This window comes from Verrucosispora sp. WMMD703 (assembly GCF_049178935.1).
Classification (GTDB): Bacteria; Actinomycetota; Actinomycetes; order Mycobacteriales; family Micromonosporaceae; genus Micromonospora; species Micromonospora sediminimaris.
The window spans coordinates 1,423,165-1,447,813 of the sequence record NZ_JBMHMM010000004.1; the positions used below are offsets into that span (position 1 = coordinate 1,423,165).

Genomic DNA, 24,649 nt, shown 5'->3' on the forward strand with positions numbered 1-24,649 from the left:
CAGCGCTAGACATGCTGTCGACGGCAACGTATCGTCGCTACAACATCTAGCGCCGCTAGGAATCAAGCGAGGGGAACAACCCATGCTCAGCAACGTCGCCACTGTGCTCGCCGGACTGGTCGGTGTGGCCGTCATCGTCATGGGTGCTCGCGCCTTCTGGGCACCGCAGGGCGCGGTCGGCTTTGGCATCCCCGACACCCCGACCGGGGACCGGGCCTTTCACGCCTGGCTGGCCGTCAAGGCCGTGCGGGACATCGCGGCGGGGATCTTCATCCTCGTCGTGGTGGTCGGCGGGACAACCCACCTGCTGGGCGGGCTCATGCTGGCCGCCACCCTCATCCCCATCGGCGACGCGCTGATCGTGCTGCGCAGCGGTGGGCCCAAGGCGGCCGTCTACGGCATCCACGGCGCTACCGCAGTAGTGATGCTGGCGATCAGCGTGCTCCTGCTCATCGCGTAACCCGGTCGCCCTCGTTGCCGGCGGCTTCCATTGATGCGGCGGCCGGAGCCCCTGCGGGTGAACCCCGATGCGATCCCGGGGCGACCAGGCAGTGACCTGAGCAAATTTCGCCACTAGCGTCGGTCGGGTCTGGACAGACACATCTCTCGGGGGAGGACGTTCCATGTGCCACCACCAGCGAGCCGCCCGATGAAGCCACGCTCACTCATCGCCGCGGCCACCGCCACCGTCCTGGTCGCCACCGGCCTCGCCGTGACCGGCGGGACCGCCGTCGCGCACGGCGGCGGCTACTCGGCCCTGATCCAGCGAGCCTCGTACGGCGTACCGCACATCACCGCCCGCGACTTCGCCAGCCTCGGTTACGGCGTCGGGTACGCGCAGGCGGAGGACAACGTCTGCCTGATCGCCGAGAGCGTGGTGACCGTCGGCGCGCAACGGTCCCGGTTCTTCGGCGCCGACACCGACAACGTCGCCAGCGACCTGTTCCACCAGAAGGCAATCGACGACCGGGTGGCCGAGCGGCTGCTCACCGGACCGCGTGACGGGGTGCGCGCACCGTCGCGGGAGGTACGCGACCAGATGCGCGGCTTCGCCGCCGGCTACAACGCCTACCTGCGGACGGGAAAGGTAAACGACCCCGCCTGCGCCGGCCGGCCGTGGCTGCGCCCGATCACCGAGCTGGACCTGTGGCGTACCCAGTGGACGGCCATGGTCCGGGCCGGATCCGCCGCACTCGCCGACGGTATCGTCGCCGCCGCGCCACCCCGGGCGGACGGAACCAGCGCGCCGGTGAGCGCCCCGCAGGCCGCGGCGGTCGTGGCCGCCCGGGACGGTGCGCCGGCCGGGGTGGGCAGCAACGCGTACGGTCTGGGACGTGCCGCCACCACCAGCGGTGCCGGCATGCTGCTGGCGAACCCGCACTTCCCGTGGGATGGCGCGGACCGTTTCTACCGGATGCGGCTCAAGGTGCCCGGTCGGTACGACGTGGAGGGTGCCGCTCTGATCGGTGACCCGCTCATCGAGATCGGGCACAACGGCAAGGTCGCCTGGTCGCACACCGTCTCCACCGCCCGCCGTTTCGTCTGGCACCGGCTCACGCTGGTGCCCGGCGACCCGACGAGCTACCGCTATGACGGCCGGACCCGGAAGATGACCGCCCGCACGGTCACCGTCCGGACTCCCGACGGCCCGGTCAGCCGTACCCTCTACGACACCCACTTCGGCCCGGTCGTCGTGGTGCCGGGCCGCTTCGACTGGACCACCGACACGGCGTACGCGATCACCGACGTCAACGCCACGAACAACCGGGCGCTTGACGGCTGGCTCGCCATGGGCCGGGCGCGCTCGGTGGGTGAGCTGCGGTCGGTGCTGGACCGGCGACAGTTCCTTCCCTGGGTCAACGTCATCGCCGCCGACCGGGACGGGCGGGCCCTCTACGCCGACCACTCCGTCGTGCCCCGGGTCACCGACGCCCTCGCGGCCGCGTGCATTCCCGCGTCCTTCAAGAGTCTGTACGCGACAAGTGGCCAAGCCGTCCTCGACGGCTCCCGGTCATCGTGTGAGCTGGGCCGGGACCGGGACGCGGCGGTGCCCGGCATCCTCGGGCCGGCGAACCTGCCCACGCTGGTCCGCGACGACTACGTGACCAACTCCAACGACAGCTACTGGCTGGCCAACCCTGCTCGCCCGCTCGTCGGGTACCCGCGCATCATCGGCGACGAGCGGACCGCCCGCAGCCTGCGGACCCGGCTCGGCGTCCACCAGGTGCGCCAGCGCCTCGCTGGCACCGACGGGCTGCCCGGCCGGGGGTTCACCGCCGGCAGGCTGTGGGACGTGACGCTCGGCAACCGGGCGTACGGCGGCGAACTGGTCCGCGACGACCTGGTCCGGCTCTGCGAAGCTCAGCCGACGGCCACCGCCTCGGACGGCACCACCGTCGAGCTGACGGCCGCCTGCGTCGCGCTCCGTCGCTGGGACCTCCGGGTCGACCTGGGCAGCCGGGGCTCGCACGTGTTCACCGAGTTCGCCCGGGCCGGCGGCCTGCGCTTCGCCGACCCGTTCGACCCGGACGCCCCGTTGACCACGCCGAACCGGCTCGCGGTCGACGACCCGAGGGTGCGCACTGCGCTCGCCGACGCCGTCCAACTGCTCGGCGGCATCCCGCTGGACGCCCGCCTCGGCGACATCCAGACCGAACCCCGTGGCACTGAACGCATTCCCATCCACGGCGGCTGGCCGGAGGCCGGTGTCTTCAACATGATCATCAACCAGGTGCAACCCGGCGTCGGCTACCCGAAGGTGCGGCACGGCACGTCGTACCTGATGGCCGTCGAGCTGGGCCGCGACGGGCCGTCGGGTCGGCAGCTGCTCACCTACTCGCAGTCGGCCAACCCGAACTCGCAGTGGTACGCCGACCAGACCCGGCTGTACTCGGCCAAGGGCTGGGACACCATCAAGTTCACCCAGAAGCAGCTGCGGGCCGACCCGAACCTGGTCACGTACCGGGTGGGAGAGCGCCGCCGCTGACCGACGGGAGTGGGAGCCGCGAGTTGCGGCATGTCGGGCGTGCCGTGCTGGGTTGTGGGGTCGCGAGTTGCGGCATGTTGGGCTTTCTGGTTCGCGGGAAGCCGCGAGATGCCGCATGTCGGGTGGCAGCTCGCGTCCTGCCGCCCGACCCCCTTGTCACGCAGCCGGCGGCTGGTAGGTGACGGGTAGCCGGACGGCGGCGTCGATCTCCGCCGTGGTGAGCAGCGGCACGATCCGGGCGTCGACGCCGCCTGCCGCCCGCACGGCGATGCCGAGCGCGGCGGCGGTGACGTTGTCCGGCACCTCGCAGAGCACGTACAGGTCGAACTGGCCGAACGCGTAGTACACCGCCTCCACCTGCCCGCCGGCGTTCTCGATCAGCGCCTCGATCACCTCGGCCCGCGCCGTACCGCCTTCCTTGGCCAGCCCGGCCATTCCCGGAACCGTGTAGATCGCTGTGACCAGGAACTTCGCCACGCTGGCACCACCTTCCCCGCCTCCGCCCGACCCGGTCGCGCCTACCCGCTTTCCGCCCGGTCACGCCTCGCGGCACAAGATCAGCGTGGCCGTGCTCACAGAACGCTCTGCTGGTCGCTAAACGGGCGGCGAAGTGTCGTGGGCGGGGGCTACTGTGCCGTGCGGGCTTCACCACCGCCGTCGCGCTGGCCAGTGGCGCCACGTCGGCCACCACCGCTCGTCCCTTCGGACAGTTCCGACAACAGGAGACTTCGTGACACAGCAATCCGTCGCGGCACCGCAGCCTGTCCCGACCTCGGACAAGCTCGACGCTGCGGTACTCAAGGTGGCCGGCGTCGTCGTGCTCGGTGCGCTCATGTCGATCCTCGACGTGACGGTGGTCAGCGTCGCCCTGCCGACGTTCCAGAGCGAGTTCGACGCTTCGTACGCCCGCGTCGCCTGGACGATGACCGGCTACACGCTCGCGCTGGCCACTGTCATCCCGCTCAGCGGATGGGCCGCGGACCGGTTCGGCACCAAGCGCCTCTACATGATGGCCCTGGCGCTGTTCACCATCGGCTCGGGCCTCTGCGCCACCGCCGACACGATCGGCGAGTTGATCACGTACCGGGTCCTGCAGGGTCTCGGCGGCGGCATGCTCATGCCGATCGGCATGGCGATCATGACGCGGGCGGCCGGCCCGAACCGGATCGGCCGGCTGATGGCGGTGCTCGGCATCCCGATGCTGCTCGGCCCGATCGGCGGCCCGATCCTGGGCGGCTGGCTCATCGACGTGGCGAGCTGGCACTGGATCTTCCTGATCAACCTGCCGATCGGCATCGTCGCGCTGGTGTACGCCCAGCTGGCCCTGCCGAAGGACAGCCCGCAGCCCTCCGAGTCGTTCGACTTCCTCGGCATGCTGATGCTCTCGCCGGGTCTCGCCCTCTTCCTGTACGGCGTCTCCACGTTGCCCGAGGCCGGGACCTTCGCCGACGCCGAGGTGTGGGGGCCGATGCTGGTCGGTGCCGCACTGGTGGTGGCGTTCGTCGTCTACTCGTTCAAGCCCCGGCACCCGCTGCTCGACCTGCGGCTGTTCCGTAACCGCAGGCTGACCGTCGCGGCGTTGACCATGTTCGTCTTCATCATCGCCTTCATGGGCGCCGGCCTGCTGTTCCCGAGCTATTTCCTCCAGGTACGCGGTGAGTCGACCCTGCACGCCGGCCTGCTGATGGCCCCGCAGGGCATCGGCGCCATGGTCACCATGCCGATCGCCGGCATGCTCGCCGACAAGGTGCCGGTCGGCCGGACGGTGCCGTTCGCGCTGCTGCTCATCCTCGCCGGTTTCTTCACCTTCACCCAGCTCGACGCGGACACCTCCTACGTGCTCCTCTGCGGCTCGCTGTTCGTGATGGGCCTGGGTATGGGCGGCACGATGATGCCGGTGATGACGTCGGCGCTGAAGACGCTGACCGGGCACGAGGTGGCACGAGGGTCCACGCTTGTGAACATCCTCCAGCAGATCGGCGGTTCCGTCGGCGCCGCGGTGATGTCGGTGATCCTCACCAACGAGCTGAACGGCTCCCGGCAGATCCCCGGCCTCACCGACGAGAACGGCAACCCGGTCACCGAGGCCGGCTTGGCGATCGCCGCCCAGCAACGGCCGGAGCTGGCGCAGCAGCTTCCCGACCCGTCACTCGTCGAGCGTGGGCTGGACTTCGCCGCCAACTCCTTCGCCACCACCTTCTGGGTAGCGTTCGCCCTGGTGGCGGCGACGTTCATCCCGGCCGCGTTCCTGCCCAGGCGGCGGGAACGGTCCCACCTGCTCGACGACCAGCCCGGGGACCAGCCTGGGGAGCAGCCGGGCGATCAGCCGAAGATCCCGGTCATCGTCCACTGACCCGCGCCGCCCGTCTCGCGGAGCCAGCCCGCTCGGGTTGGCTCCGCTTCGGCGTTGCCGGCCCGCAGCTTGGCCGCCAGCTTGCGGCATGTCGGGTCTTCCGGGCCGTGGGAAGCCCCGACATGCCGCATATCGCTCGCGGCGCTTGGCGTCGGTGCGGGCTCGCGGCGCTTGGCGTTCGGGCGGGCTCGCGGCGCTTGGCGTCGGGGCGGGCGGGACGGCGCGTGGTCTCCGGGTGGGACGGCGCTCGGCGTCGGCCCTCGCGGCTTGCGGCATGTTGGGCCTTCCGGGCGGCCGGAGACCCCGAGATGCCGCAACCCGTGGGCTGCCGCCGGGCGCTGGGCTGACTGCCGCCGGGGCGGCAGGGTGAGCGCGGGACAGGGCAGCTGGCGGTAGGGTGCGGCCGGTGGGGAAGATCGGGTTGACGCCGGGGCTGGCGGTGCCGCCGGCGATCCAGGCCGAGCGGGTGATCACCGCCGTGTTGGCCGACCTGCGGTCGGGCGAGCACCGGGGGGTGGTGGTCGACTCGCCGCCGGGGGCCGGCAAGTCGACTCTGGTGGTACGGGCCGCCATCGAGTTGGCCGCCAGCTGGTCGGGCGACACCGATCGGGGCGGCGGTGGGCCGGGTAGCGCCGCTCCAAGCGGTGACGCGCTGCGCCGTGGCGAGCCGCTGATGATCATTGCGCAGACGAACGAGCAGGTCGATGACCTGATCGACCGGCTCGCCAGCAAGGCGCCGCAACTGCGCCTCGGGCGGCTCTCGGCGGGTGACTACCGGGCGTCGCCCCGGGTACGGGCACATGCGCAGGTCCGGGTTGCCGCGAAGGTCGGCGACCTGGCCGCGTCGGCCGTGGTGGTCGGTACGGCTGCCAAGTGGGCAACTGTCACCGAGGGCTGCTGGCCGTGGGCGATCGTGGACGAGGCGTACCAGATGCGCTCGGACGCCCTGCTGCGCGTGGCCGGCAGGTTCGAGCGGGCCCTGTTCGTCGGTGATCCGGGGCAGCTCGATCCGTTCTCCACTGTGGAAAGTGGCCGCTGGGCGGGGTTGACCTGGGATCCGATGCAGTCGGCGGTGGCGGTGCTGCTGCGGCACAACCCGCACCTGCCGGTGCACCGGCTGCCGGTCTCCTGGCGGCTGCCCGCCTCGGCGGCACCGGTCGTGTCCCGCGCGTTCTACCCGTTCACCGGCTTCCGTTCCGGCACCGGCCCGGACGACCGGGCCCTGCACCTCACCGAGCCCGGGTCGGGAGACGCCGTCGACATGGCGGTGGAGTCGGCCGCCGCCACCGGCTGGGCGCTGTACGAGCTGCCGGCCCGGCACACCCTGCGTACCGACGGGGAAGCTGCCGCCGCGTGCGCCGCGCTCGCGTTGCGGGTGCTGCGGCGCGGGGCGGTCGCGGTCTCCGAGCAGGCGCCCGGTGGCGCGCCGGTCACCGCGGACCGGATCGCCGTCGGCGCCGCCCACCGTGACCAGGTCGCGGCCATCCGGGCGCGGCTCGGCGAGGCCGGTGCGGACGTCACCGTCGACACCGCCAACCGCCTCCAGGGCCGGGAGTACGACGTGACGATCGTGTTGCACCCGCTCTCCGGCCGACGCGACGCGACCGCCTTCCACCTGGAATCGGGGCGGCTCTGCGTGCTCACCTCCCGGCACCGGCACGCCTGCCTGGTGGTGGCCCGCGCCGGAATCGGCGAACTGCTGGACGCCCACCCCTCGACCGAGGCGCCGCAACTGGATGTGCCGGTCCGGTTCCCCGACGGATGGGAGGCCAACCAGGCCATCCTCGCCCACCTCGCCGCGATGCCCCAGCCGCCGGATTGACAAGCGGCGACGGCATGCAGGATGAACGGATTCACGCCGTCGTCGATCACCGGGATTCGTGTCGGTGTCCCGATACAACGGCAATTCAGATGATCTGTCGCCGTCTATAGCGTGGGATGCCTAGGCCGTCGGAGAAAGGCGGACCATGTCATCCCCATCTGTTTCGTTGTCCCGGCGCGGGCTGCTCGCCGGCACCGCGGTCGCCTCGGCCGCAGCCGTCACCGCAACCGTCGTCACCTCACCCGCCGCGGCGGCCGTCCCGGTCAACGCGGCAGCATCGGCGGTCATCCGCGACGGGATCGCCACCGCACGACTGGCCGCACCGGCGGCCCTGCAACCGGACCTGCACGAGCGGCTGGGCGCCTGGCTGGCGTTCTGGTCGGCGAACTCACCGCGTCGCTGGAGCGTCCCCGTCGAGGTGGTCGGCGTGGCCGATGCCGCCGGGGCGACGTTCACCCTGCGTGCCGTCCGGGTGGTGGTGGAGGATCGGCCACTCGACGCGTTCCTCGCCGGCCGAGCCGACCGCGCGCACCTGGGCACCCTGGCCAGCCTGCACCACCACTTCGGCCAGGTGACCGTCGCCGCCGACGGTGGGCTGCGCGTGGTCGACGCTGCGGCCGGGTTCACCGGCTCACCCGAGCAGGTCGCCTTCGCGGTCGCGGCGTGCCGCGAGCTGTGGGGCGTGCGTACCGCCGGTGCCGCCACCTGGCGTCACCAGGTGGGCTGTCTCGACGCCGCCTCCCGTTCCGGCTGGGCGGCCTTCACCCGGGCGGCACTGCGGCGCGGGCTACGTACCGACACCTACTGAACGAACCGGAGGAAACACCATGGCACGCCACGAGTTCCGCTTCGTGGTCGACGGCGTCGACCTCACATCCGAGCAGCAGAGCCAGATCGCCGGTGAGATCCAGAAGGCCGGCCTGGCCGCGCTCTCGGTCGCCGGTACCAAGCTCAGCAATCCGCTCGCCCTCGGCCACGCCAACCTGCGGCTGCGGCCCGAGTGGTACGGCCTGTGGGTGATCGACGGTCCGTTCGCGCAGGACCTCGGCGAGAAGATCAACGACATCGGCTTCTGGTTGCAGAAGTGACCCGACCGCCGCAGGGACCGGCCCCGTCGGGGGAGCGGATGTGCCCGAGTACGCCCGCGGGCAACGCCACGGTCTTCCTCGGCATGATCACTCCGGCGGGCCGGGTCGCGTACGTGACCCCGGCCCTGCCGGCAGAGGTGGCCGTCGCCGCAGCGGCGGAGGCCGACGCCCCGGTGGAGACCCGCTACCGGCTCGCCGGTCCCTGCGTCACCAGCCAGTGCGGCTTCTGGACCGGGGATCACTGTGGGCTCGGCGAACGCCTCGTCGCGTCGTACGCGCAGACCGTCGGCGAACCGGAGGTGGAACTGCCCCGCTGCGCCATCCGGCGGACCTGCCGCTGGTTCGCCGAACAGGGGCCGGCGGCCTGCGCCGCCTGCGCTCACGTGGTCACCGACGCCCGCTGAGCCGCGACGCCCCGGGGTGTCGGTCCGGTCGGCTACCGTCGGTTGCCATGGGCGTGCAGGCGGGCGGATTCATGATCGGGCGGGATCATCCGGCCGGTCTGTTGCGGGCCGAGGTCGACCGGGCCACCGCCAGCCACGGCGGGCTGGCGCTGGTTGCCGGGGAGCCCGGCATCGGCAAGACGACCCTGGTGACCGCCGCCGCCGACGAGGCCCGTCGACAGGGTGCACTGGTGCTCGGCGGCGCCTGCTGGGATTCGGCGAGCGCTCCCGGCTACTGGCCCTGGGCACAGGTGTTGCGCCGGCTGCGCCGGTCGCCGGAGGACTGGGCGCTGGCTCGGGAATCCGCCGAGCCGGCGCTCGCCCTGCTGCTCGGTGAGGCGAGCTCTCTCCTGCCGGGGGCCGCCCGCAGCGCGGCGGGCTCTCCGATGCCGGACATCGCTCACGACGAGGCGAACTCTTTGTCGTCGGTCCGCGTCACCGACAAGGGCGACGCGGCGGAGCAGGAGGCGTTCGCCCTCTACGACGCGGTCACCACCGCGCTGGTCGCCGTTTCGCAGCGCCGGCCGGTCATGGTGATCCTCGACGACCTGCACTGGGCCGATTCGGCGTCGATGCGGCTGCTGCGGTTCGCCGCGCAGCACACCTGGTTCGAGCGGTTGCTGCTCGTCGGCACCTACCGTGACGCCGAGGTGGAGGCTGCCGACCATCCGCTCCGGCCGCTGCTGATGTCGCTGGTGGCCAAGGCCACCACGATCAGTCTCACCGGCCTGACCCGGGACGAGGTCGGCGAGTTGATGACCCGCACCGCCGGCCGGGCGCCCGACGCGAGCTGCGTCGACGACGTGCACCGACGCACCGGTGGCAACCCCTTCTTCGTGGAGCAGACCGCCCGGCTCTGGCATGCCGACGGCGGGCTGGCCACCATCCCTCCCGGCGTACGGGAGGTGGTGCGGCGGCGGCTGGACCACCTGCCCGCCATGGTGGCCGACGCGCTCACCGTCGCCGCCGTGCTGGGCCGGGAGTTCCACGGTGAGGTCCTCGCGGCCAGTGTCGGTTTGCCGCCGACCCGGGTCGGTGAGTTGCTGGAGGTCGCGGTCACCGCGCGACTGCTGCTCGGCCTGGGCGACGGCCGCTACGCCTTCGTGCACGATTTGGTCCGCGAGACGCTCTACGACGCGCTGACCGAGGACGACCGCAGAGCGCGGCACGCCGCCGTGGTGCGGGCCGTGGACGAGCACGACACGCTGGGCCGGTTGCTGATCCCTGCGGATGTCGCCCGCCACGCATGGCTGGCCGGCGCGCACCTGGACGCGTTCCGCGTCACCGAGTTGCTGCTCGACGCGGCGCGGGACGCCAGGTGCCGGCTGGCGCTGGAGGAGTCGACAGTCCACCTCCGGCGGGCGCTGGAGGTGGTCCGGGACAAACTCCAGAAGTTCAAGATCGTGACGACGTTGACCGACCAGCTCTTCCACTGCGGCGCGCGGGAGGAGGCACGCCACCTGCTCAGCGAGGCCGCCGCGCTGGCCCTCACGGTCGACGACCCGGCGGTGCTGGCCCGATTCGCGCTCAACGTGCGTCGCCACTGGGAACTCGAGCCGGTACCCGGCACCGACGGCGAGGCGCTGCTACGTGAGGCGTACCGGCGGCTGATCGGGGAGCCAGACGACAGCGCCGGGCCGGCCGTCCTCGAAGCAGACCTGATCACCGCCACCGAGACGCTCGCCAGATCGACGCGGGACGACGAGGCGCTCACCTTCAGCCTGTGGGTGCGACACGACTCCACCTGGGGGTTGGGCACCGCCGCCGACCGGGCCGCCCTCACCGGCGAGATCCGCGACGTCGCGCGTCGCAGCGGCGACCGGGAAACCGAGCTGTGGTCCACCTCGCTGCGCTGGGTGGCGTTGCTGGAACTCGGAGACCCGCGCTATCTCGACGAACTCACCGCCTTCGTCAGCGGTGGACGACAGACCGGAAAGCCGCGCCATCAGATAGCGGCGGCCATCGACGGCGGCATCATCGGCGCCTTCCGCGGCGACTTCGCCGGTGCGGAGACCTGCTACGCCGAGCTCGGTGCGCTGGACGACTGGGAGCACGCCGACCATGCCTTCCTCGGCCACCATCTGCGCTGGGCGTTGCAATTGCTGCGGGGCCGGCTCGACGACGCCGACGCACTGCTCGACGGGCTCGCCGCGATCGATCATCCGCATCTCGGCCTGCTGCGGGCGATCACGGCTGCCGAGCGCGGTGACCATCAGATGGCGGCCGACCTCACCGCGGAACTCGAAGCCTCGGGCACCCGGATCGCCGGGTCGATCTCGCCGATGTGGTTGCGGTTGCGCGCCCAGGCCACGGTCGCCGATCCGAGCCGCTGTGCCGGGATCCGTGCGGACCTGCTGCCGTACCGGGGCCAATGGCTCGTCTCGTTGTACGGCTGCGACCTCAGCGGGCCGGTCGATCACTGGCTCGCTGTGGTCGACGTCGCCGAGCAGCGCTGGGACGACGCCGTCGCCGGTTTCTCCGCCGCCCGCGCCGCCGCCGACCGGATGGGCGCCCGCCCCTGGTCGCTGATCGCCCGGGCCGCGCTCGCTGACTCCCTGGCCGCCCGTGGTGGCCCGGGTGACGCGACGAGCGCCGCCGCTCTGCGCGCCGAGGCCGAGCGCGAGGCCCGCGAGCTCGACATGCCACAGATCCTGGCCCGACTCGCCGCCGCGCCGGTCCGGCCAGCCGCCGAGGAATCCGAACGGTCCGCCGAGACGAGCCCGGCGGCCGGTTCGGCGGCGGCGGGCTCTGCGGCGGCCGGTTCGGTGTCAGCCGGGGCGGCCGGCAACGGTGCGGTGGGACCGGCGTACGAGTTCCGGCGCGACGGAGCCGTCTGGCGGCTCACCTTCGACGGCGGCACGGTTCATCTACCCGACGCCAAGGGGCTGCACGACCTGCGACTGCTGCTCGGCCGCCCGGGCGTCGACGTGCCCGCGGTCGAACTGCTCGACCCGGCCGCCGGGCCGGAACTCGTCGTCGCCCGCCGGATGGGCGGCGATCAGGTGCTCGACGACGAAGCGAAGAACCGCTACCGGCGCCACCTGGCACGGCTCGACGACGAGATCGATCTGGCCGCCGGGCGTGGCGACGAGCGCAGGGTGGCGGCGCTGGACACTGAGCGGCAGGCGTTGATCGACCAGTTGCGGGCCGCCGCCGGGCTGGCCGGTCGTACCCGTCGGCTCGGTGACGAGGCGGAACGTGCCCGCAAGACGGTCACCGCCCGCATCCGTGACACCCTGCGGCGGCTCGACCAGCGGCACCCACCCCTCGCCACCCACCTGCGGGCCACGGTCTCCACCGGCACCGCCTGCCGCTACCTCCCACCCAACCCTGTCCCCTGGCACCTCTAACCCGCTTTCCAAGGGGTTGATCATGAGGTCAGCGGCGAATTCGCTCCATGAGCGCCGCTGACCTCATGATCAAAGAGGTCGGTAGGGGTGGGTGGGTTAGCGGCGGTTGTAGCGGTACATGGTCAGGGTGCCGAAGACCGCGATGAAGGCGGCGCTCCAGAGGACGATCCACATCATCGCCGAGGCGTCGGTGGTGCCGGCCATGGCCGCGCGTACCGACGAGACCAGGTGCGTGATCGGGTTGGCCTTGACGAACGCCTGGAGCCAGCCGGGCATGGTGGACGGGTCGACGAAGACGTTGCTCAGGAACGTCAGCGGGAACAGCACCATCATGCTGACCCCCATCACCGACTTCTCGCTGCGCAGGATCAGCCCGAAGAACGTCCACACCCAGGAGAACGCGAAGGAGAAGACCACCAGCAGGCCGATCCCGGCGAGGACGCCGAGCACGCCACCGTCGGGGCGGAAGCCGAGCACCAACCCGACGCTGAGGATCACCAGCGCGGCGAGGACGTAGCGCAGCACGTCGCCGACGATCATGCCGACCAGCGCGGCGGGTCGCCAGACCGGCAGTGTCCGGAACCGGTCGAAGACGCCCTTCTCGATGTCGGTGTTCAACCCGACCCCGGTGTACATGGTGATCATCACGACGCTCGTCACCATGATGCCCGGCAGGAAGAACTGCAGGTAGTCACGGGGACTGTCGGCGAGCGCGCCACCGAACAGGTACGTGAACATCAGCACCATGATGATCGGGAACGCGGTCACGTCGAACAGTTGCTCCGGCACGTGCTTGATCTTCAGCAGGGCGCGCCAGCTGAAGGTGAGCGACGCCGACAGCGGGCTCGGCCGGGGCGGTCGCGCGCCCGGTGCGAGGACCGTCGCGAGCGCCTCGGAGGAGGGTACGAAGACCGTCGGCGCCCGGCCGGTCGAGGTGGCGGTGTCGCTGCTCATCGGGCTGCCTCCAGTTCGTCGTCCCGCTCGTCGGTGGCCGGCACGGCGGGGTGGTCGGTCAGGGCCAGGAAGACCTCGTCCAGGCTCGGCTGGCCGAGGGAGAAGTCATCGACCACGATCCCGGCCCGGGACAACTCGCTCAGTGCCCGGGCAGCCTGCGAGCTGGCGTCCAGTTCGCTGCCGTCACCGCCGACGCGGGCGGTGATGGCCACCGGGTCGGCCTCCAACTGGACCGGCACGCTGAGCGTCGCCTGCAACAGCCGTTCGGCCTCGGGGCGCTGGTCGGCGTTGCGCAGCCGCAGGTGAACCGTGCCGGAACCGACCGACGACTTCAACTCGCCCGGGGTGCCCTCCGCGATCACCCGGCCGTGGTCGACCACCGCGATCCGGCTGGCCAGTTTGTCGGCCTCGTCGAGGTACTGCGTGGTCAGCAGCACGGTCGTGCCGTGCGCGACCACCGCCCGGACGATCTCCCACACCTGGTTGCGGCTGCGGGGATCCAACCCGGTCGTCGGCTCGTCGAGGAAGAGCAGATCGGGGGTGTTGAGGATGCTCGCCGCGATGTCGATGCGTCGCCGCATGCCGCCCGAGTACTTCTTCACCTGCCGACCGGCCGCCTCGGTCAACCCGAACGCGGTGAGCAACTGCTCCGCCCGTTGCCGGGCGGCGGACTTGGGCAGGCCGAGCAGCCGGCCCAGCAGGATGAGATTCTCCGTGCCGGTCAGGTCCTCGTCCACCGAGGCGTACTGGCCGGTCAGGCTGACTCGGGCACGTACCGCGTCGGCCTCGGCGACCACGTCGTGACCGAACACCCGGGCCTGCCCGCCGTCCGGGCGCAACAGGGTGGCCAGCACGCGTACTGCGGTGGTCTTGCCGGCCCCGTTCGGGCCGAGCAGTCCGTACACGGCGCCGGCCGGAACCTGGAGGTCGATGCCGGCGAGCGCGCGGGTCTCGCCGAACGACCGGGTCAGACCCTCGGCCTCGATGGCGAGACCGGTGGTGCGTCTACTCATGATTGCGAAGTTTCCTTCCATTCGTCACGCCGATGAGCCGGGCCGCCGCGACCCGGCGACCCACCACACCCCACGGGTACGACAGAATGCTCCGTTCCGTGGCCGCCCGCCAGCTACAACGATGCCGGCCGCCGGGAGTGGTCGGCTCACCCCAGAGGCGCGAGACAGCGAACGGCCGCCGCTAGATCAGATCTAGCGGCGGCCGGCTCGACGCCCACGGCACCGGTACGCGTACCACCCACCAGCAGTGCGACCCGTCGCGCTGCCGGCCCCCGTTACCAGGCGGTGTCGAGCCGGTGCCGTTGCTCGGGCGTCAGTTCCAGGTCCACGGCGGCGAGGCTCTCGTCCAGCTGCGCCACCGAGGAGACTCCCACCAGCGGGATGGTCGGGATCTCACCGTCGATCAGCCAGGCCAGCACCACCTGGTTGACCGTCGCGCCGGTCTGCTCCGCCACCTCGCGCAGCGCGGCCAGCCGCACCGGCGCGCTCGGCAGGTCGTACTCCGGCCCCAACGGCTTGTCGTCGCGGACGTAGGCGCCCCACAGCAGCGACCCGTACGACACCAGGGTCATGCCGGGCTCGGCCCGCAGGTAGCTGAGCAGCTCGCCGCCGACGGCGCCCACGTTGCCGTCGGGGTCGAGGTCGGTCGGCCCGTCCAGCCGAGCCGGCAGGTAGCTGCGGTGGTACTGGAGCACCTCGTACCCGGGCAGACCGGCTGCGGCGGCCAGTGCCCGGGCTCGCTCCACCCGCCAGGTCCGGTGGTTGCTCGCGCCGAGCAGCCCCACGGTGCCCTCGGCGACCAGCTCGGCGAAGCCCTCCACGGTTTCCCGCAGCGGCACCTTGTGGTCCTCGATGTGGGCGTAGAGCAGGTCCAGCCGGTCCATGCCGAGACGTTCCCGGCTGCGCTCGGCGGACTCCCGGATCACCTTGGCCGATAACCCTTCCGGGTTGTCCAGGTAGCTGGTGCCGGGGGCCAGCGGCCGGGCGCCGAGCTTCGTGGCGATGACGATCTCGTCGCCGATGCCCCGGCTGCGCCGCCACCGACCGAGCAGCTCCTCGCTCTCACCACCCTGCCCGCCGGTCATCCAGAACGCGTAGTTGTCCGATGTGTCGATGAAGGTGCCGCCGGCCTCGACGAACCGGTCGAGGATCGCGTAGGCGGTGGCCTCGTCGGTCTTCGTGCCGAACAGCATCGCCCCGAGGCTGAGCACGCTGACCTCGCGCCGGGCACGCGGGTCGCTGCCGATGGTGCGGTACCGCATGGAAACTCCTCTCGTGCGCCCGAACCGGTGGACGCGGCACCAGCCTGCGTCTTCGAGCGCACTCGAGGTCAACCCCTTGACCCTGTCCGCTTGGCCGAAGGTCCATCGACGGTGGCACCTGAGCCCGGTGCGCACCGCCAGCGCCACCCATACGGTGTGTTCCTGTCCGATGTCGCTGAGTAGAGGAGCCGCCCTGTGCCACAGCTGCCGGGCCTGCCATTCGGCTTGGAGTACGCGGCAATTGGGGTCTTCCTGTTGGCGGTGCTCGTCGCAGTGCTTCAACAGTTCTTCGCCGACTGGATCAAAGCCCTGCTGGCCCGGCTGTGGGGCCTCGTCGCCGGGCGGCGACGCGGCATCCGGGCGGACGAGTGGCAGCGCTACCGCGCCTGGGTCGCCCGCACCTACAACCGGATGGAACTCGGCTTCCTCCGCGACGTCTCGGTCACGCTGGACGAGGTGTACGTGCCGTTGGAGTACGAACAGGACGGCCGGCGGGTCGACGTCTACCGCGACGTCCAGGGCCGCCGACGGACCGTGATCCTCGGTGCGGCGGGGGCGGGCAAGTCGATGCTGCTGCGACACTCGATGGTGCGGTGGGCCACGGAGCCCGAACGGTTCGAGCGGGTACCGGTGCTGGTGGAGCTGGCCCGGTCCAATCGGGACGGACGCACGATCCGGCAACTGATCGCGGAGGCCCTCGGCCGGCTCGATGACGAACCGGGGAGCCGCCGCCGGCATCGCCGCGCCCGTCCGCTCGTCGCCGACGCGGAGCAGGTCGTCGAGGTGGCGTTGGTCAGTGGCCGGCTCTGTGTGTTTCTCGACGGGCTCGACGAGGTGGTCACCGAGCGGCGCGGCGCGGTCGCCGAGGACATCAAGGAGTTCGCCGAGCGCCATCCGACGACACAGGTCGTGGTCACCTGCCGCGACGCGGTGTACGACGGTGACCTGCGGCCGGTCTTCGACCGGGAGATCCGGGTGGCCGGCTTCGACGACGCCGGGATCCGGCGCTTCCTGCGACTCTGGTTCAATCGGGGCTGGGACATGGGTGAGGAGCCCCACGCGTCCGGGCGCCGTCGGGATGAGGCGTTGGTCGACTCCCGACACGTCGTGGAGCAACTCATGGCGGAACTGCGGTCCAGCCCGACGGTGATGCGGCTGGCCCGCAGCCCGCTGATGCTCACGATGATCACCACGTTGTACGAGGCCGACGCCGGTGCCGGCCCGATGTTGACCAACTCGCGGGCGGAGTTCTACCAACAGGCCGTCGAGCACCTGCTCCGCCGGGACCGGGATCTCGGTCGGCACCGCAACCTGGCCCGCTACCAGGCCGGCCACAAGCTCATGGCGTTACGGGCGATCGCGCTGGCCGCGCAGGGTGGCCGGTCCCAGGGCACCGACCGCCGGGTGATCGGCGAGGCGGAGGTGTACGCCGAACTCGCCCGCATCCTGCCCCGGTTCCGCCTGGCCGAGGAGCACCTGCCGCCGATGGTCGACGAGATCGTGGAGCGCAGCGGGCTGTTGATCCGCATCGACGACAACAACCTGCTCTACGAGTTCGCCCACCTGACCTTGCAGGAGTACCTGGCGGCGGTGGAACTCGCGGACGATCCCGATCGGCTGCTCGGGCTCTACCGTGAGAACCCGGGCCGGTGGCGGGAGACGGTGAAGCTCTGGTGCGCCGGGGCCAACCGCGACGCCTCCGGCGTGGTCCGGCAGATCTTCGCCGGTGACGACCGGGACAGGCTGCTCGCCCTGGAGTGCGTCGCCGAGGCGCGGCAGATCGACGAGAGCCTCGCCTCGACCATCGTGGACAGCCATGTTCGGCTGCTCGGCACCCCGGTCGCCGACAAGCATCTGGTGTTGGCGGCGCTCGGCGCGGTGGCCGGCAATCCGGGGCCGTTCGGCCACCAACTCTTCGAGGACCTGCGGCACCAGGCGCGCTCCGGCGGCCCGGTGGCCGAGGACGCCGTGATGGTCCTCGCCGAATCCCGCCGCCGAGAGGCGATCGAGCTGCTCAGTGAGATGGCGGTACGGGTACCGGCGGCCCGTACCGCGTTGCGGTCCACCGGTGAGCTGGCCATCCCGACGCTGGCCGCCCGGGCCGGCACCGGCTCCGTGGCAGCCGTGGACGACCTGGCCGCGATCGGCACTCCCGCCGCTGCCGCGGCCCTGGCGGAACAGTTGTGGGCGAGAGACCGGAAGGTCGCCGTACGGGCGGCGTGGCGGCTGGCCGTGCTGGTGAGTGCACCCGACGTGGAAAACGAAATCCGGGCGTCCGACCCATCGTCCGCGATCGCCGCGTTCGTGGCGGCCGCGGCGGCCCGGTTGACCGAACCACTTCCGGGGCGGGGGCCGGGGGCGGAGTGGCACGACTGGCTGTGGGCCCCCTTCGAGCCGGGGACCCCGATGGCCCGGACGATGGGTCGCCTCGGATGGCTGATCCTCGACTCGACCGACGACCCGCCTAGCGACCTCGGCACCGTCGACGTGCGACTCGCGATCAGCCTCGTCGCGCTGGGCGATGCGTTCGATTCCGGCAAGCTGCCGAAGGAGCTGAGCGAGGAACTGAGCCGCACGGCGCACAACATCGGTTACAAGCGGCTGCTCTCCGGTGCCCTTGGTACGTATGAGATCCGTGACATGCTCGACCTGGTGGCCCGGCGGGAGCCCGGCACTGCGCGTGACATCGCGGTGCGGGCGCTGGCGTATCGGATGTCCGGCTGGCGGGCGGCGTTGCTGACCAGCCTGCCGACGCCGGTACTGACGGAGCTTGCCTGTCGACTGTGGAACACCGCTACGCTGGAAGCCGACCTGCGCGACTGGCGGACGCTGAATGCGCGGCCCGAAAAGCCGACGGTGCTGGTCTTTCTGCGCAACGTCGCCGTCACGCTTGGGGCGCTCGCCGGAGTGGCCCTGGTCGGCATCGCGATCACCCGGTCGGTAGGCACGCTCATCGGCTGGTGGGCCTGGGGGCCGGCGGCTGTGGCAGCGATCGTGGTGCTCTTCGCAGCAGTCGTGGTGGTGGCCTTCGTGGCCGCATTGGTCATGTCGGCTGACAACGACCGCCTTTGGATACCGGGCATCGCCGGGCTGGGTGGGCTGGTCGGGTTGGCGGTCGCGGGAGCGCCTGTCGCGTTCGCCACCGTGGCCGGTTGGCTTGGCGTCGTCCCCACCGTGGTGTTGGGTGTAGCGCTGGTGGGCGCGATCGCCCTGCTGGTGCGCTGGACCGGTCTGCGTGAACGAGCGTTGCGTAACCCGTACCGGGCCCTGCTCGACCGGGCGCCGACGGCCCGTACCGCCGAACAGACCGTGATCGGCCGTCAGGCCACCGGTGGCAGTGATCGAGCGCGGCAGGCGGTGAGGACCGGCGGATGAGCCGTCCCGGGTCAGCGGCGGCGCAGCGCGGTGGAGGTGAGGCGGTAGCCGATGGTGTGCTCGACCAGCCGCTCGACCAGGTCCGCCTTGCGTAGCCCGCCGACGCCGCGCAATCCCAGCTCCGTGGCCAGGTCGCGCAGGTCGCGGAGCGGCCAGGGGGAGAGGTACGCGGTGCCGTCGGCGCGGCTGGTCATCGTCGCCAACCGCTCGACGGCGTCGGTCACGCCCCGGCTGGTCATGCCGGCCCTCCGCTGCGCTGCGGACCGCCATGAGGCACCAAGGCGCAGAGTTGATGATTCGCTCGCTGGCGCTCGCTCATGCCGGTTGCCGGTCCGGCTGGAGATGGTCGAGGAACTCGGTGGCCAGGCGGCGCAGTTCGTCGCGTACGGCGGGGACCGTGACGCGGTCGCGCAGCACCACCGGCACGCCGCGTGGGGTGTTCGTCGCGTAGAGCGTGACGTTCTCCCGCAGGGCGGTGGGAAAGACCGGCAGGCCCAGGTTGCGGACCTGGTCCATGTAGCTCTGGTGGGTGGCGATGGGCTGCTGCGACAGCAACTGGATCATCGTGAAGACCACGCCGGCCACGCCGGGGGCGACCTTCTGGTGCCGGCGTACGGTCGCGAACCGGCGGGCGTCGGCGTTGTACTGCTCGACCAGTTCCCGCACGTTGCCGTACAGGTAGTCGATGCCGAGGGTGGACAGGTAGTCGGCCCGGGCCGGAATGACCAGGTGGTCGCTGGCGATGATGGCCGACTGGGTGACCACGTTGAAGTTCGGCGGGCAGTCGATGAGCACCATGTCGTACGGGTCGAGCCCGTCGGCGAGCAGCCCCTCGGCGAGCGAACCACGGACCCGGAACAGTTCGGCGTCGTACTCCTCGCCACCGGCGACGCTGCGGGCCAGAGCCAGGTCGATGTCCACGAGTTGCAGATGTGACGCGATCAGATCGAGCCGGCCGGTGCCGGTGAGCCGGGCGTTCGCCGCGCCGGGCGACACCACAAGCTCACCGAGCGTGACCGACGGACTGCCCTCGCGCAGGCCGTCGTACCACCGCTTCACGGTCCGGCTGTCGCGCAGCCGCTCCCGCCAGTCGTCCGGGTCGTAGAAGCCGAAGGTCAGACTTGCCTGCGGGTCGAGGTCGATGAGCAGCACCTTCATCCCCCGGTTGGCCAGTTCGGCACCGAGGTTGGCGGTCACCGTGGTCTTGCCGACCCCACCCTTGTAGTTGATCACGGACACGACGTACATCGACGTACCTCCCCAAGACGACTGACGGTAGCGGGCCGTCCGGCGGAAAGTCGATCATCCTCCGCTTGCACGTAAATACGTAAGTTCGTACTATCGAAGTATGGCGAGTGTGCAGGAGCGATTGGCGGCGCTGGAGGCGCAGGTCGCCGGGCTGGTGGAGCGGTTCGGCGGCGTGGACCGGCCGACGCCGCCCCCGGAGGGGGTCTTCTGGGCGCTCGACGGGCTCAAGCAGCGACTGCCCGCCGACAACGCCGGCGCCGTGCTCTACACCGGCGCCGTCCGCCTCGGCGGGCAGCACTACGACTGGCAGTACGGCCGGGGGGTCGAGGACCTGCTGGCCGACGACTGGGCCGACCTGCCGGCCGTACTGTCCGCCCTCGCCCACCCGGTACGCCTGCGCCTGTTGCGGGAGATCCTCGGCGGCCGGCAGGGCACCGCCGAGCTGGCCGGGATCGAGGATCTCGGCACAACCGGCCAGCTGCACCACCACCTGCGCCAGCTCACCGCCGCCGGCTGGCTGCGCAGCGCCGGCCGGGGCCGGTACGCCGTCCCCGCCGAGCGGGTGGTGCCGTTGCTGGCGATCCTCACCGCCGCCGGTCGTTGACCGCACCTCCGCCACCACTCGCCCGCCGACCGCAGCGAGCCGTCGCCCAGCCGGATCGGGGCACCAGCACGGCCCACTCCCCGTTCCGTCAGGTACGGAAAGGAGCACGTCATGGGCAAGAAGACAGTCATCGCTCTCGTCGCCGGGGTGGTCGCCGGCCTGGCCGGGCTCGGCGTCATGCCCCGCGAGCCCCGGCTGACCGAACAGACCACCGGCGACGCCGACCTCGCCGCCGCCACCCGGGCCGCCGTGGACGACCCCGGCGGCTACCGTGGGCTCGCCGTCGCCCTGATCGACGACGGTCAAATCCGCACCGCCGGCCTCGGCGACCGCGACCGCGCCGGCAACCCGGTCGAGTCGGACACCCCGTTCGAGATCGGATCGGTGCCCAAGGTGCTCACCGGCATGCTGCTGGCCCACCAGGCCGGCGTCGGGGCCGTACGCCCCGACGACACCCTCGGCGCGACCTGGCCGGCGGTCACCGGTGCCGCGCGCGAGGTGACCCTGGCCGAACTGGCCAGCCACCGTTCCGGGCTGCCCCGGGTCGTGCTCAGCTCGGTCACCGACTGGGCGCGCCTGTTCTGGGCGAACTTCGCGGCCGGCAACCCGTACGCCGGCCAGGACGTCGACCGGGTCCGCGCCGCGGCGAACGACCAGACACCCGGCGACGGCCGGGGCGAGGTCAGCTACTCCAATCTCGGCATGGCGGTGCTCGGCCAGGCTCTCGCGGCCGACGCCGGCCTCGGCTATCCCGAACTGCTCGACCGGGAACTGCTGACCCCGCTGGGCATGACCGCGACCACCCAGGTCACCGGCTCGGACGCGCTGCCCGCCGAGCGGGCCGAGGGCGCGACCGGCAGTGGTCGCACCCCCGACCCGTGGACCGGCGCCGGATACGCCGCCGCCGGCATCGGCTACTGGTCCACGGTGGAGGATCTCGCCCGGCTCGTCGCGGCCACCGCCGCCGGCACCGCGCCCGGCGCCGACGCCCGCGACCCGCGCTTCGACGACACCGAGCGCCGCCGCATCGGGTACGGCTGGTTCACCACCCGCTACGGCGACCGCGAGATCACCTGGCACAACGGGGCCACCAGCGGCTTCCACTCGTACGTCGGCTTCGACCGGGCCACCGGTCGGGGCGTGGTGGTGCTCGGCAACACCGACCGGGGTGTCGAGCCCATCGGTCTGCGGCTGCTAGATGTTCCCCGCGAGCAGGCCGGCGACGCCTCACCGGGGCGGCCCGCCCTGATCGGCATCGGAATCGCGGTGCTGTTCACCTTCATCGGTGGCCTGTCGCTGCTCGGCACCGCGCTACGCACCGCGTCGGACCGGCTGACCGTGCTGTCGGGCGCCGTCTGGGCGCTGGTCTACCCGGCTCTGGGTCACCAGCTCGGTGACTGGTCGGCCGTGCCCGGCTGGCTCTGGCCACTCGGTCTGGCGGCCTCCGGCGCCGGGCTGGCCCTGGCCGCGTACCGCTGGCGGCACCTGCCGGTCAACGGCGCACCCCGGCCCTGGCTGCGGGTGGTGGCGACGGCCGGCTCACTGGCCGTCGCCACGACACTTACCGCCGCCCTGCTCGCCTGAGCGCCTGGCCGGTCCCGGCCGCTCGACCGCGCCGCCGACGGCCCGGCGTCGGGTCAGGCGGGCGGCCGGGCCGAGCGGGTCAGCCGGAAGCGCTGCCGTTTTCCGTCGTCGCGGACCACCACGCCGTAGCGGGACAACTCGGCGCGCAGCTCCTTGGCCTCGCCGCCCCGATCGTGTTCCAGCGCCTCCCGGCGGGCCCGCAGCAGCGCCTCCGCGCCCGCCGGCAAGCCGGGCAGGTCGGGCACCCAGAGCCGGTACGCCTCGCGGTGCGGATCCGCCTCCGCCCATGGCCAGCCGTGCTCCCGGAAGGCTTCGGCCAGTTGCTTGGCCGGCAGGTCACTCGACTGCCGGGCCAGCTCGGCGTCGTCGGCGTCGAGCAGCACCAGGTTCTTGCCGTCCAGGTAGACCACCCGGGTGTCCCGCCGGTCGATCTCCCGTTCGGAGCTGCCCTGACGCAGCCGCACCTCGGCGCCGGACACGGTCACCCGTACCCGCTCGGCGGTGCCGACGGCGGCGATCACCAACCCGACCAGGATGCCGACACCCACCCCACCGGGTAGTGCGTACCGGTCGGGCAGGCCGTCGACCGCTCGGAACAGGCCCTGCACCGGAGCCCAGGGCAGGTCGGCCACCCAACCCGCCCCGGCCACCAGCAACCCACCGAGCACGCCGCCGACCAGCGGGATCCCGCCCCAGAGCACGACCAGTTCGGTGATGCCACCGCTGACCACGGTCGGCGTCCCGTACGCCCTCACGTCACCTCCCGCCGCATGGTCCGGACCAGCCCGGCAACCAGCGGCACGACCAGCCACACCAACAGCGACACCGCGAGTCGTTGCCATTGTCCAGCGGTAACCTCGGCGGTGAACAGCGGCTCCATCGTCAGGTTGGTGTCCAGCCAACCCGCGACGCGGTGCAGCGGCCGGACCAGCCCGCCCAGGACGGACCACACGATCGGCAGCACCAGGTAGACCACGATGGCCAGCGGGCTGTGCAGCAGCAGCAGCCCGAAGCCGGCCCCGATCAGCGTGGTGGCCACCTGGAACACGGCGGCGTGCAGGAGCAGCATCCGGTCGAACTGCCAGCTTCCCGCACCGCCGGTCGCCGAGGAGACAAGCGTGCCGACGGCGGCCACCGCGAGACTGGTCAGCACCGACGCCAGCGCGGCCAGCACCACCGCGACGAGCTTCGCCGCGATCACCCGTTCCCGCCGGGGCACCAGCGCGAAGGTGGTCAACGCGGTGCGCTGGGACCACTCGCTGGTGATCGACAGGATGCCCAGCACCGGCAGCAGGAAGCCCACCGGCACCAGCGACGGGGTGAAGAAGTTGGCGAAGGTCTGCTCGTCGTCCGGCGCGTACACCAGTTGGAGGGTGACGATGACGGCGCTGACCAGGCCGATGGTGATCAGCAGCCAGCGACCCGCCCGGGTGTCGACGAGTTTGCGCAGCTCCACGACGGTCAGCCGGACCAGCGACGGTCGGTGCTCGACCCGGCGGTGGTCCGCGGCGGCGGTCTCGGGCGCGGTGGTGACGGTGGTCATCGGACGACCTCCCCGGTCGGTTCGGCGATGGTGGTGGCGGGCACGACCGGGCCGGGTGCGGTGGCGGTCAGGGTGAGGAACAACTGCTCCAGACCGCCGCCGGCCGGACGCAGCTCGGTGAGGGCCACCCCGGCGGCCAGGGCGACCTGCCCGACGGCCTCGGTGTCGGCACCTACCAGCAGCCCGTCGGAGCCCTCACTGACCGTCAGGCCGGCCCGGTCCATCGCGGCCCGCAACGCCGCACCGTCGCGGGCCCGCACGACCGCGCCGTCGCCGGCCAGCAACTCGTCCTTGTCGCCCTGGGCCACGATCCGGCCGCCCCCGATAACCACCAGCCGGTCCGCGACCGCCTCCACCTCGCGCAGCAGGTGGGAGGAGAGCAGCACGGTGCCGCCCCGGTCGGCGAAGTCCCGGAGCAGGCCGCGCATCCAGAAGATGCCTTCCGGGTCCAGGCCGTTGGCCGGCTCGTCCAGGATCAGCACCCGGGGGTCACCCAGCAGCGCGTGCGCCAGGCCGAGCCGCTGACGCATACCCAGCGAGTACGCCCGCACCCGCCGTCGGGCGGCCGTCGGGCCCAGCCCCACCCGGTCGAGCAGCTCGCCGACCCGGCGTCGGTCGACGCCCATCGTCGCCGCCGCCACGGCCAGTGCCTCCCGGCCGGTCCGCCCGGCGTGCTGGGCGGAGGCGTCCAGCAACACCCCGACCGTCCGGCCCGGGTTGGGCAGCTGCCGGTACGGCCGACCGTCGACGGTGGCGGTGCCGGCGGTCGGCGGGGTGAGTCCGCAGATCATGCGCATGGTGGTGGACTTGCCGGCCCCGTTGGGGCCCAGGAAACCGGTGACGGTGCCCGGTTCGCAGTGGAACGACACGTCCTCGACGGCGGTGTGCCGCCCGTACCGTTTGGTGAGCTGGTGTACGGCGATCATGCGGTGAGCCTGTCCGAGCCGGCCGGCCATCCGCAGCGGCCATCGGTCTGCCCCGCGCAGACCAAGGTCGATGCTCAGGTCTCGACTTTGGTAGCTGG

The 24,649-nt window shown here is 71.8% G+C and carries 20 protein-coding genes; 11 read left to right on the top strand and 9 right to left on the bottom strand.

Going from position 1 to position 24,649, the window contains the following annotated elements; genetic code table 11:
* The first annotated feature begins 82 nt into the window (after positions 1-82).
* On the top strand, positions 83-460 hold the full coding sequence (locus tag ACN26Z_RS07175; protein WP_421460337.1) for a DUF4267 domain-containing protein: 378 nt from the start codon (positions 83-85) through the stop codon (positions 458-460).
* 189 nt (positions 461-649) lie between these two features.
* The gene (locus ACN26Z_RS07180; RefSeq protein WP_421460338.1) at positions 650-2,986 is read left to right on the top strand and encodes an acylase; all 2,337 of its coding nucleotides are present in this window, start codon (positions 650-652) and stop codon (positions 2,984-2,986) included.
* 156 nt (positions 2,987-3,142) lie between these two features.
* Here ACN26Z_RS07180 and ACN26Z_RS07185 read toward each other — a convergent pair whose 3' ends face one another.
* Positions 3,143-3,421 carry a GYD domain-containing protein gene (locus ACN26Z_RS07185; RefSeq protein ID WP_421464553.1) on the bottom strand — a complete coding sequence of 93 codons (279 nt, stop codon included), beginning with the start codon at positions 3,419-3,421 and terminating at the stop codon, positions 3,143-3,145.
* A 295-nt stretch (positions 3,422-3,716) separates the two neighbouring features.
* Here ACN26Z_RS07185 and ACN26Z_RS07190 point away from each other — a divergent pair, with 295 nt between their 5' ends.
* The 6 genes from ACN26Z_RS07190 (at position 3,717) to ACN26Z_RS07215 (ending at position 12,042) form a co-directional block, all read left to right on the top strand.
* Entirely contained in the window at positions 3,717-5,339 is a 1,623-nt protein-coding gene (locus tag ACN26Z_RS07190) for a DHA2 family efflux MFS transporter permease subunit (RefSeq protein WP_282239869.1), read from the top strand.
* A 406-nt stretch (positions 5,340-5,745) separates the two neighbouring features.
* Entirely contained in the window at positions 5,746-7,161 is a 1,416-nt protein-coding gene (locus ACN26Z_RS07195; protein WP_421460339.1) for an AAA domain-containing protein, read from the top strand.
* 145 nt (positions 7,162-7,306) lie between these two features.
* Entirely contained in the window at positions 7,307-7,969 is a 663-nt protein-coding gene (locus tag ACN26Z_RS07200; protein WP_421460341.1) for a hypothetical protein, read from the top strand.
* 19 nt (positions 7,970-7,988) lie between these two features.
* The gene (locus tag ACN26Z_RS07205) at positions 7,989-8,249 is read left to right on the top strand and encodes a hypothetical protein (RefSeq protein ID WP_093401959.1); all 261 of its coding nucleotides are present in this window, start codon (positions 7,989-7,991) and stop codon (positions 8,247-8,249) included.
* Positions 8,246-8,653: a hypothetical protein gene (locus ACN26Z_RS07210; protein ID WP_421460343.1), complete on the top strand. Its 408-nt coding sequence runs from the start codon at positions 8,246-8,248 to the stop codon at positions 8,651-8,653. Before ACN26Z_RS07205 ends, ACN26Z_RS07210 begins: the two co-directional genes overlap by 4 nt.
* A 47-nt stretch (positions 8,654-8,700) precedes the next feature.
* Entirely contained in the window at positions 8,701-12,042 is a 3,342-nt protein-coding gene (locus ACN26Z_RS07215) for an ATP-binding protein (protein ID WP_421460345.1), read from the top strand.
* Positions 12,043-12,138: 96 nt separating this feature from the next.
* Here the strand turns inward: ACN26Z_RS07215 and ACN26Z_RS07220 are convergent, their stop codons facing one another.
* The 3 genes from ACN26Z_RS07220 to ACN26Z_RS07230 form a co-directional block, all read right to left on the bottom strand.
* Positions 12,139-12,996, bottom strand: coding sequence for an ABC transporter permease (locus tag ACN26Z_RS07220; protein WP_282239865.1), 858 nt, complete (start codon positions 12,994-12,996; stop codon positions 12,139-12,141).
* On the bottom strand, positions 12,993-14,009 hold the full coding sequence (locus ACN26Z_RS07225) for an ATP-binding cassette domain-containing protein (protein WP_093401955.1): 1,017 nt from the start codon (positions 14,007-14,009) through the stop codon (positions 12,993-12,995). Before ACN26Z_RS07225 ends, ACN26Z_RS07220 begins: the two co-directional genes overlap by 4 nt.
* Positions 14,010-14,284: 275 nt before the next feature.
* Entirely contained in the window at positions 14,285-15,271 is a 987-nt protein-coding gene (locus tag ACN26Z_RS07230) for an aldo/keto reductase (protein ID WP_421460348.1), read from the bottom strand.
* Between the two features lie 195 nt (positions 15,272-15,466).
* Between ACN26Z_RS07230 and ACN26Z_RS07235 the strand changes: the two genes are divergently transcribed.
* The gene (locus ACN26Z_RS07235; protein WP_421460351.1) at positions 15,467-18,646 is read left to right on the top strand and encodes an NACHT domain-containing protein; all 3,180 of its coding nucleotides are present in this window, start codon (positions 15,467-15,469) and stop codon (positions 18,644-18,646) included.
* A gap of 11 nt (positions 18,647-18,657) precedes the next feature.
* On the opposite strand, the gene ACN26Z_RS07240 is transcribed toward ACN26Z_RS07235, so the two are convergent.
* Positions 18,658-18,885, bottom strand: coding sequence for a Rho termination factor N-terminal domain-containing protein (locus tag ACN26Z_RS07240; protein WP_396886153.1), 228 nt, complete (start codon positions 18,883-18,885; stop codon positions 18,658-18,660).
* A gap of 76 nt (positions 18,886-18,961) precedes the next feature.
* Positions 18,962-19,894, bottom strand: a complete 933-nt coding sequence (locus ACN26Z_RS07245; RefSeq protein WP_203997659.1) for a ParA family protein — start codon at positions 19,892-19,894, stop codon at positions 18,962-18,964.
* Between the two features lie 100 nt (positions 19,895-19,994).
* Here ACN26Z_RS07245 and ACN26Z_RS07250 point away from each other — a divergent pair, with 100 nt between their 5' ends.
* Positions 19,995-20,498 carry an ArsR/SmtB family transcription factor gene (locus ACN26Z_RS07250; protein ID WP_282239861.1) on the top strand — a complete coding sequence of 168 codons (504 nt, stop codon included), beginning with the start codon at positions 19,995-19,997 and terminating at the stop codon, positions 20,496-20,498.
* Positions 20,499-20,609: 111 nt separating this feature from the next.
* A complete protein-coding gene (locus ACN26Z_RS07255; protein WP_421460356.1) occupies positions 20,610-22,082 on the top strand; it encodes a serine hydrolase domain-containing protein in 1,473 nt (490 codons plus the stop codon).
* 53 nt (positions 22,083-22,135) lie between these two features.
* Here the strand turns inward: ACN26Z_RS07255 and ACN26Z_RS07260 are convergent, their stop codons facing one another.
* Genes ACN26Z_RS07260 through ACN26Z_RS07270 form a run of 3 tightly spaced genes read right to left on the bottom strand, consistent with a single transcriptional unit; the run spans position 22,136 to position 24,551 of the window.
* Positions 22,136-22,837 carry a YqeB family protein gene (locus tag ACN26Z_RS07260; RefSeq protein WP_421460359.1) on the bottom strand — a complete coding sequence of 234 codons (702 nt, stop codon included), beginning with the start codon at positions 22,835-22,837 and terminating at the stop codon, positions 22,136-22,138.
* Positions 22,834-23,625: an ABC transporter permease gene (locus tag ACN26Z_RS07265; RefSeq protein WP_282239858.1), complete on the bottom strand. Its 792-nt coding sequence runs from the start codon at positions 23,623-23,625 to the stop codon at positions 22,834-22,836. Before ACN26Z_RS07265 ends, ACN26Z_RS07260 begins: the two co-directional genes overlap by 4 nt.
* The gene (locus ACN26Z_RS07270) at positions 23,622-24,551 is read right to left on the bottom strand and encodes an ABC transporter ATP-binding protein (protein WP_282239857.1); all 930 of its coding nucleotides are present in this window, start codon (positions 24,549-24,551) and stop codon (positions 23,622-23,624) included. Before ACN26Z_RS07270 ends, ACN26Z_RS07265 begins: the two co-directional genes overlap by 4 nt.
* Positions 24,552-24,649 lie beyond the last annotated feature (98 nt).

Bases quoted from the DNA above. Each gene is read 5' to 3' on its own strand.
- ACN26Z_RS07220 (WP_282239865.1), bottom strand. From the start codon at position 12,996: ATGAGCAGCGACACCGCCACCTCGACCGGCCGGGCGCCGACGGTCTTC.
- ACN26Z_RS07215 (WP_421460345.1), top strand. From the start codon at position 8,701: ATGGGCGTGCAGGCGGGCGGATTCATGATCGGGCGGGATCATCCGGCC.
- ACN26Z_RS07205 (WP_093401959.1), top strand. From the start codon at position 7,989: ATGGCACGCCACGAGTTCCGCTTCGTGGTCGACGGCGTCGACCTCACA.
- ACN26Z_RS07240 (WP_396886153.1), bottom strand. From the start codon at position 18,885: ATGACCAGCCGGGGCGTGACCGACGCCGTCGAGCGGTTGGCGACGATG.
- ACN26Z_RS07230 (WP_421460348.1), bottom strand. From the start codon at position 15,271: ATGCGGTACCGCACCATCGGCAGCGACCCGCGTGCCCGGCGCGAGGTC.
- ACN26Z_RS07245 (WP_203997659.1), bottom strand. From the start codon at position 19,894: ATGTACGTCGTGTCCGTGATCAACTACAAGGGTGGGGTCGGCAAGACC.
- ACN26Z_RS07185 (WP_421464553.1), bottom strand. From the start codon at position 3,421: ATGGCCGGGCTGGCCAAGGAAGGCGGTACGGCGCGGGCCGAGGTGATC.
- ACN26Z_RS07175 (WP_421460337.1), top strand. From the start codon at position 83: ATGCTCAGCAACGTCGCCACTGTGCTCGCCGGACTGGTCGGTGTGGCC.
- ACN26Z_RS07200 (WP_421460341.1), top strand. From the start codon at position 7,307: ATGTCATCCCCATCTGTTTCGTTGTCCCGGCGCGGGCTGCTCGCCGGC.
- ACN26Z_RS07265 (WP_282239858.1), bottom strand. From the start codon at position 23,625: ATGACCACCGTCACCACCGCGCCCGAGACCGCCGCCGCGGACCACCGC.
- ACN26Z_RS07270 (WP_282239857.1), bottom strand. From the start codon at position 24,551: ATGATCGCCGTACACCAGCTCACCAAACGGTACGGGCGGCACACCGCC.
- ACN26Z_RS07255 (WP_421460356.1), top strand. From the start codon at position 20,610: ATGGGCAAGAAGACAGTCATCGCTCTCGTCGCCGGGGTGGTCGCCGGC.
- ACN26Z_RS07250 (WP_282239861.1), top strand. From the start codon at position 19,995: ATGGCGAGTGTGCAGGAGCGATTGGCGGCGCTGGAGGCGCAGGTCGCC.
- ACN26Z_RS07225 (WP_093401955.1), bottom strand. From the start codon at position 14,009: ATGAGTAGACGCACCACCGGTCTCGCCATCGAGGCCGAGGGTCTGACC.
- ACN26Z_RS07180 (WP_421460338.1), top strand. From the start codon at position 650: ATGAAGCCACGCTCACTCATCGCCGCGGCCACCGCCACCGTCCTGGTC.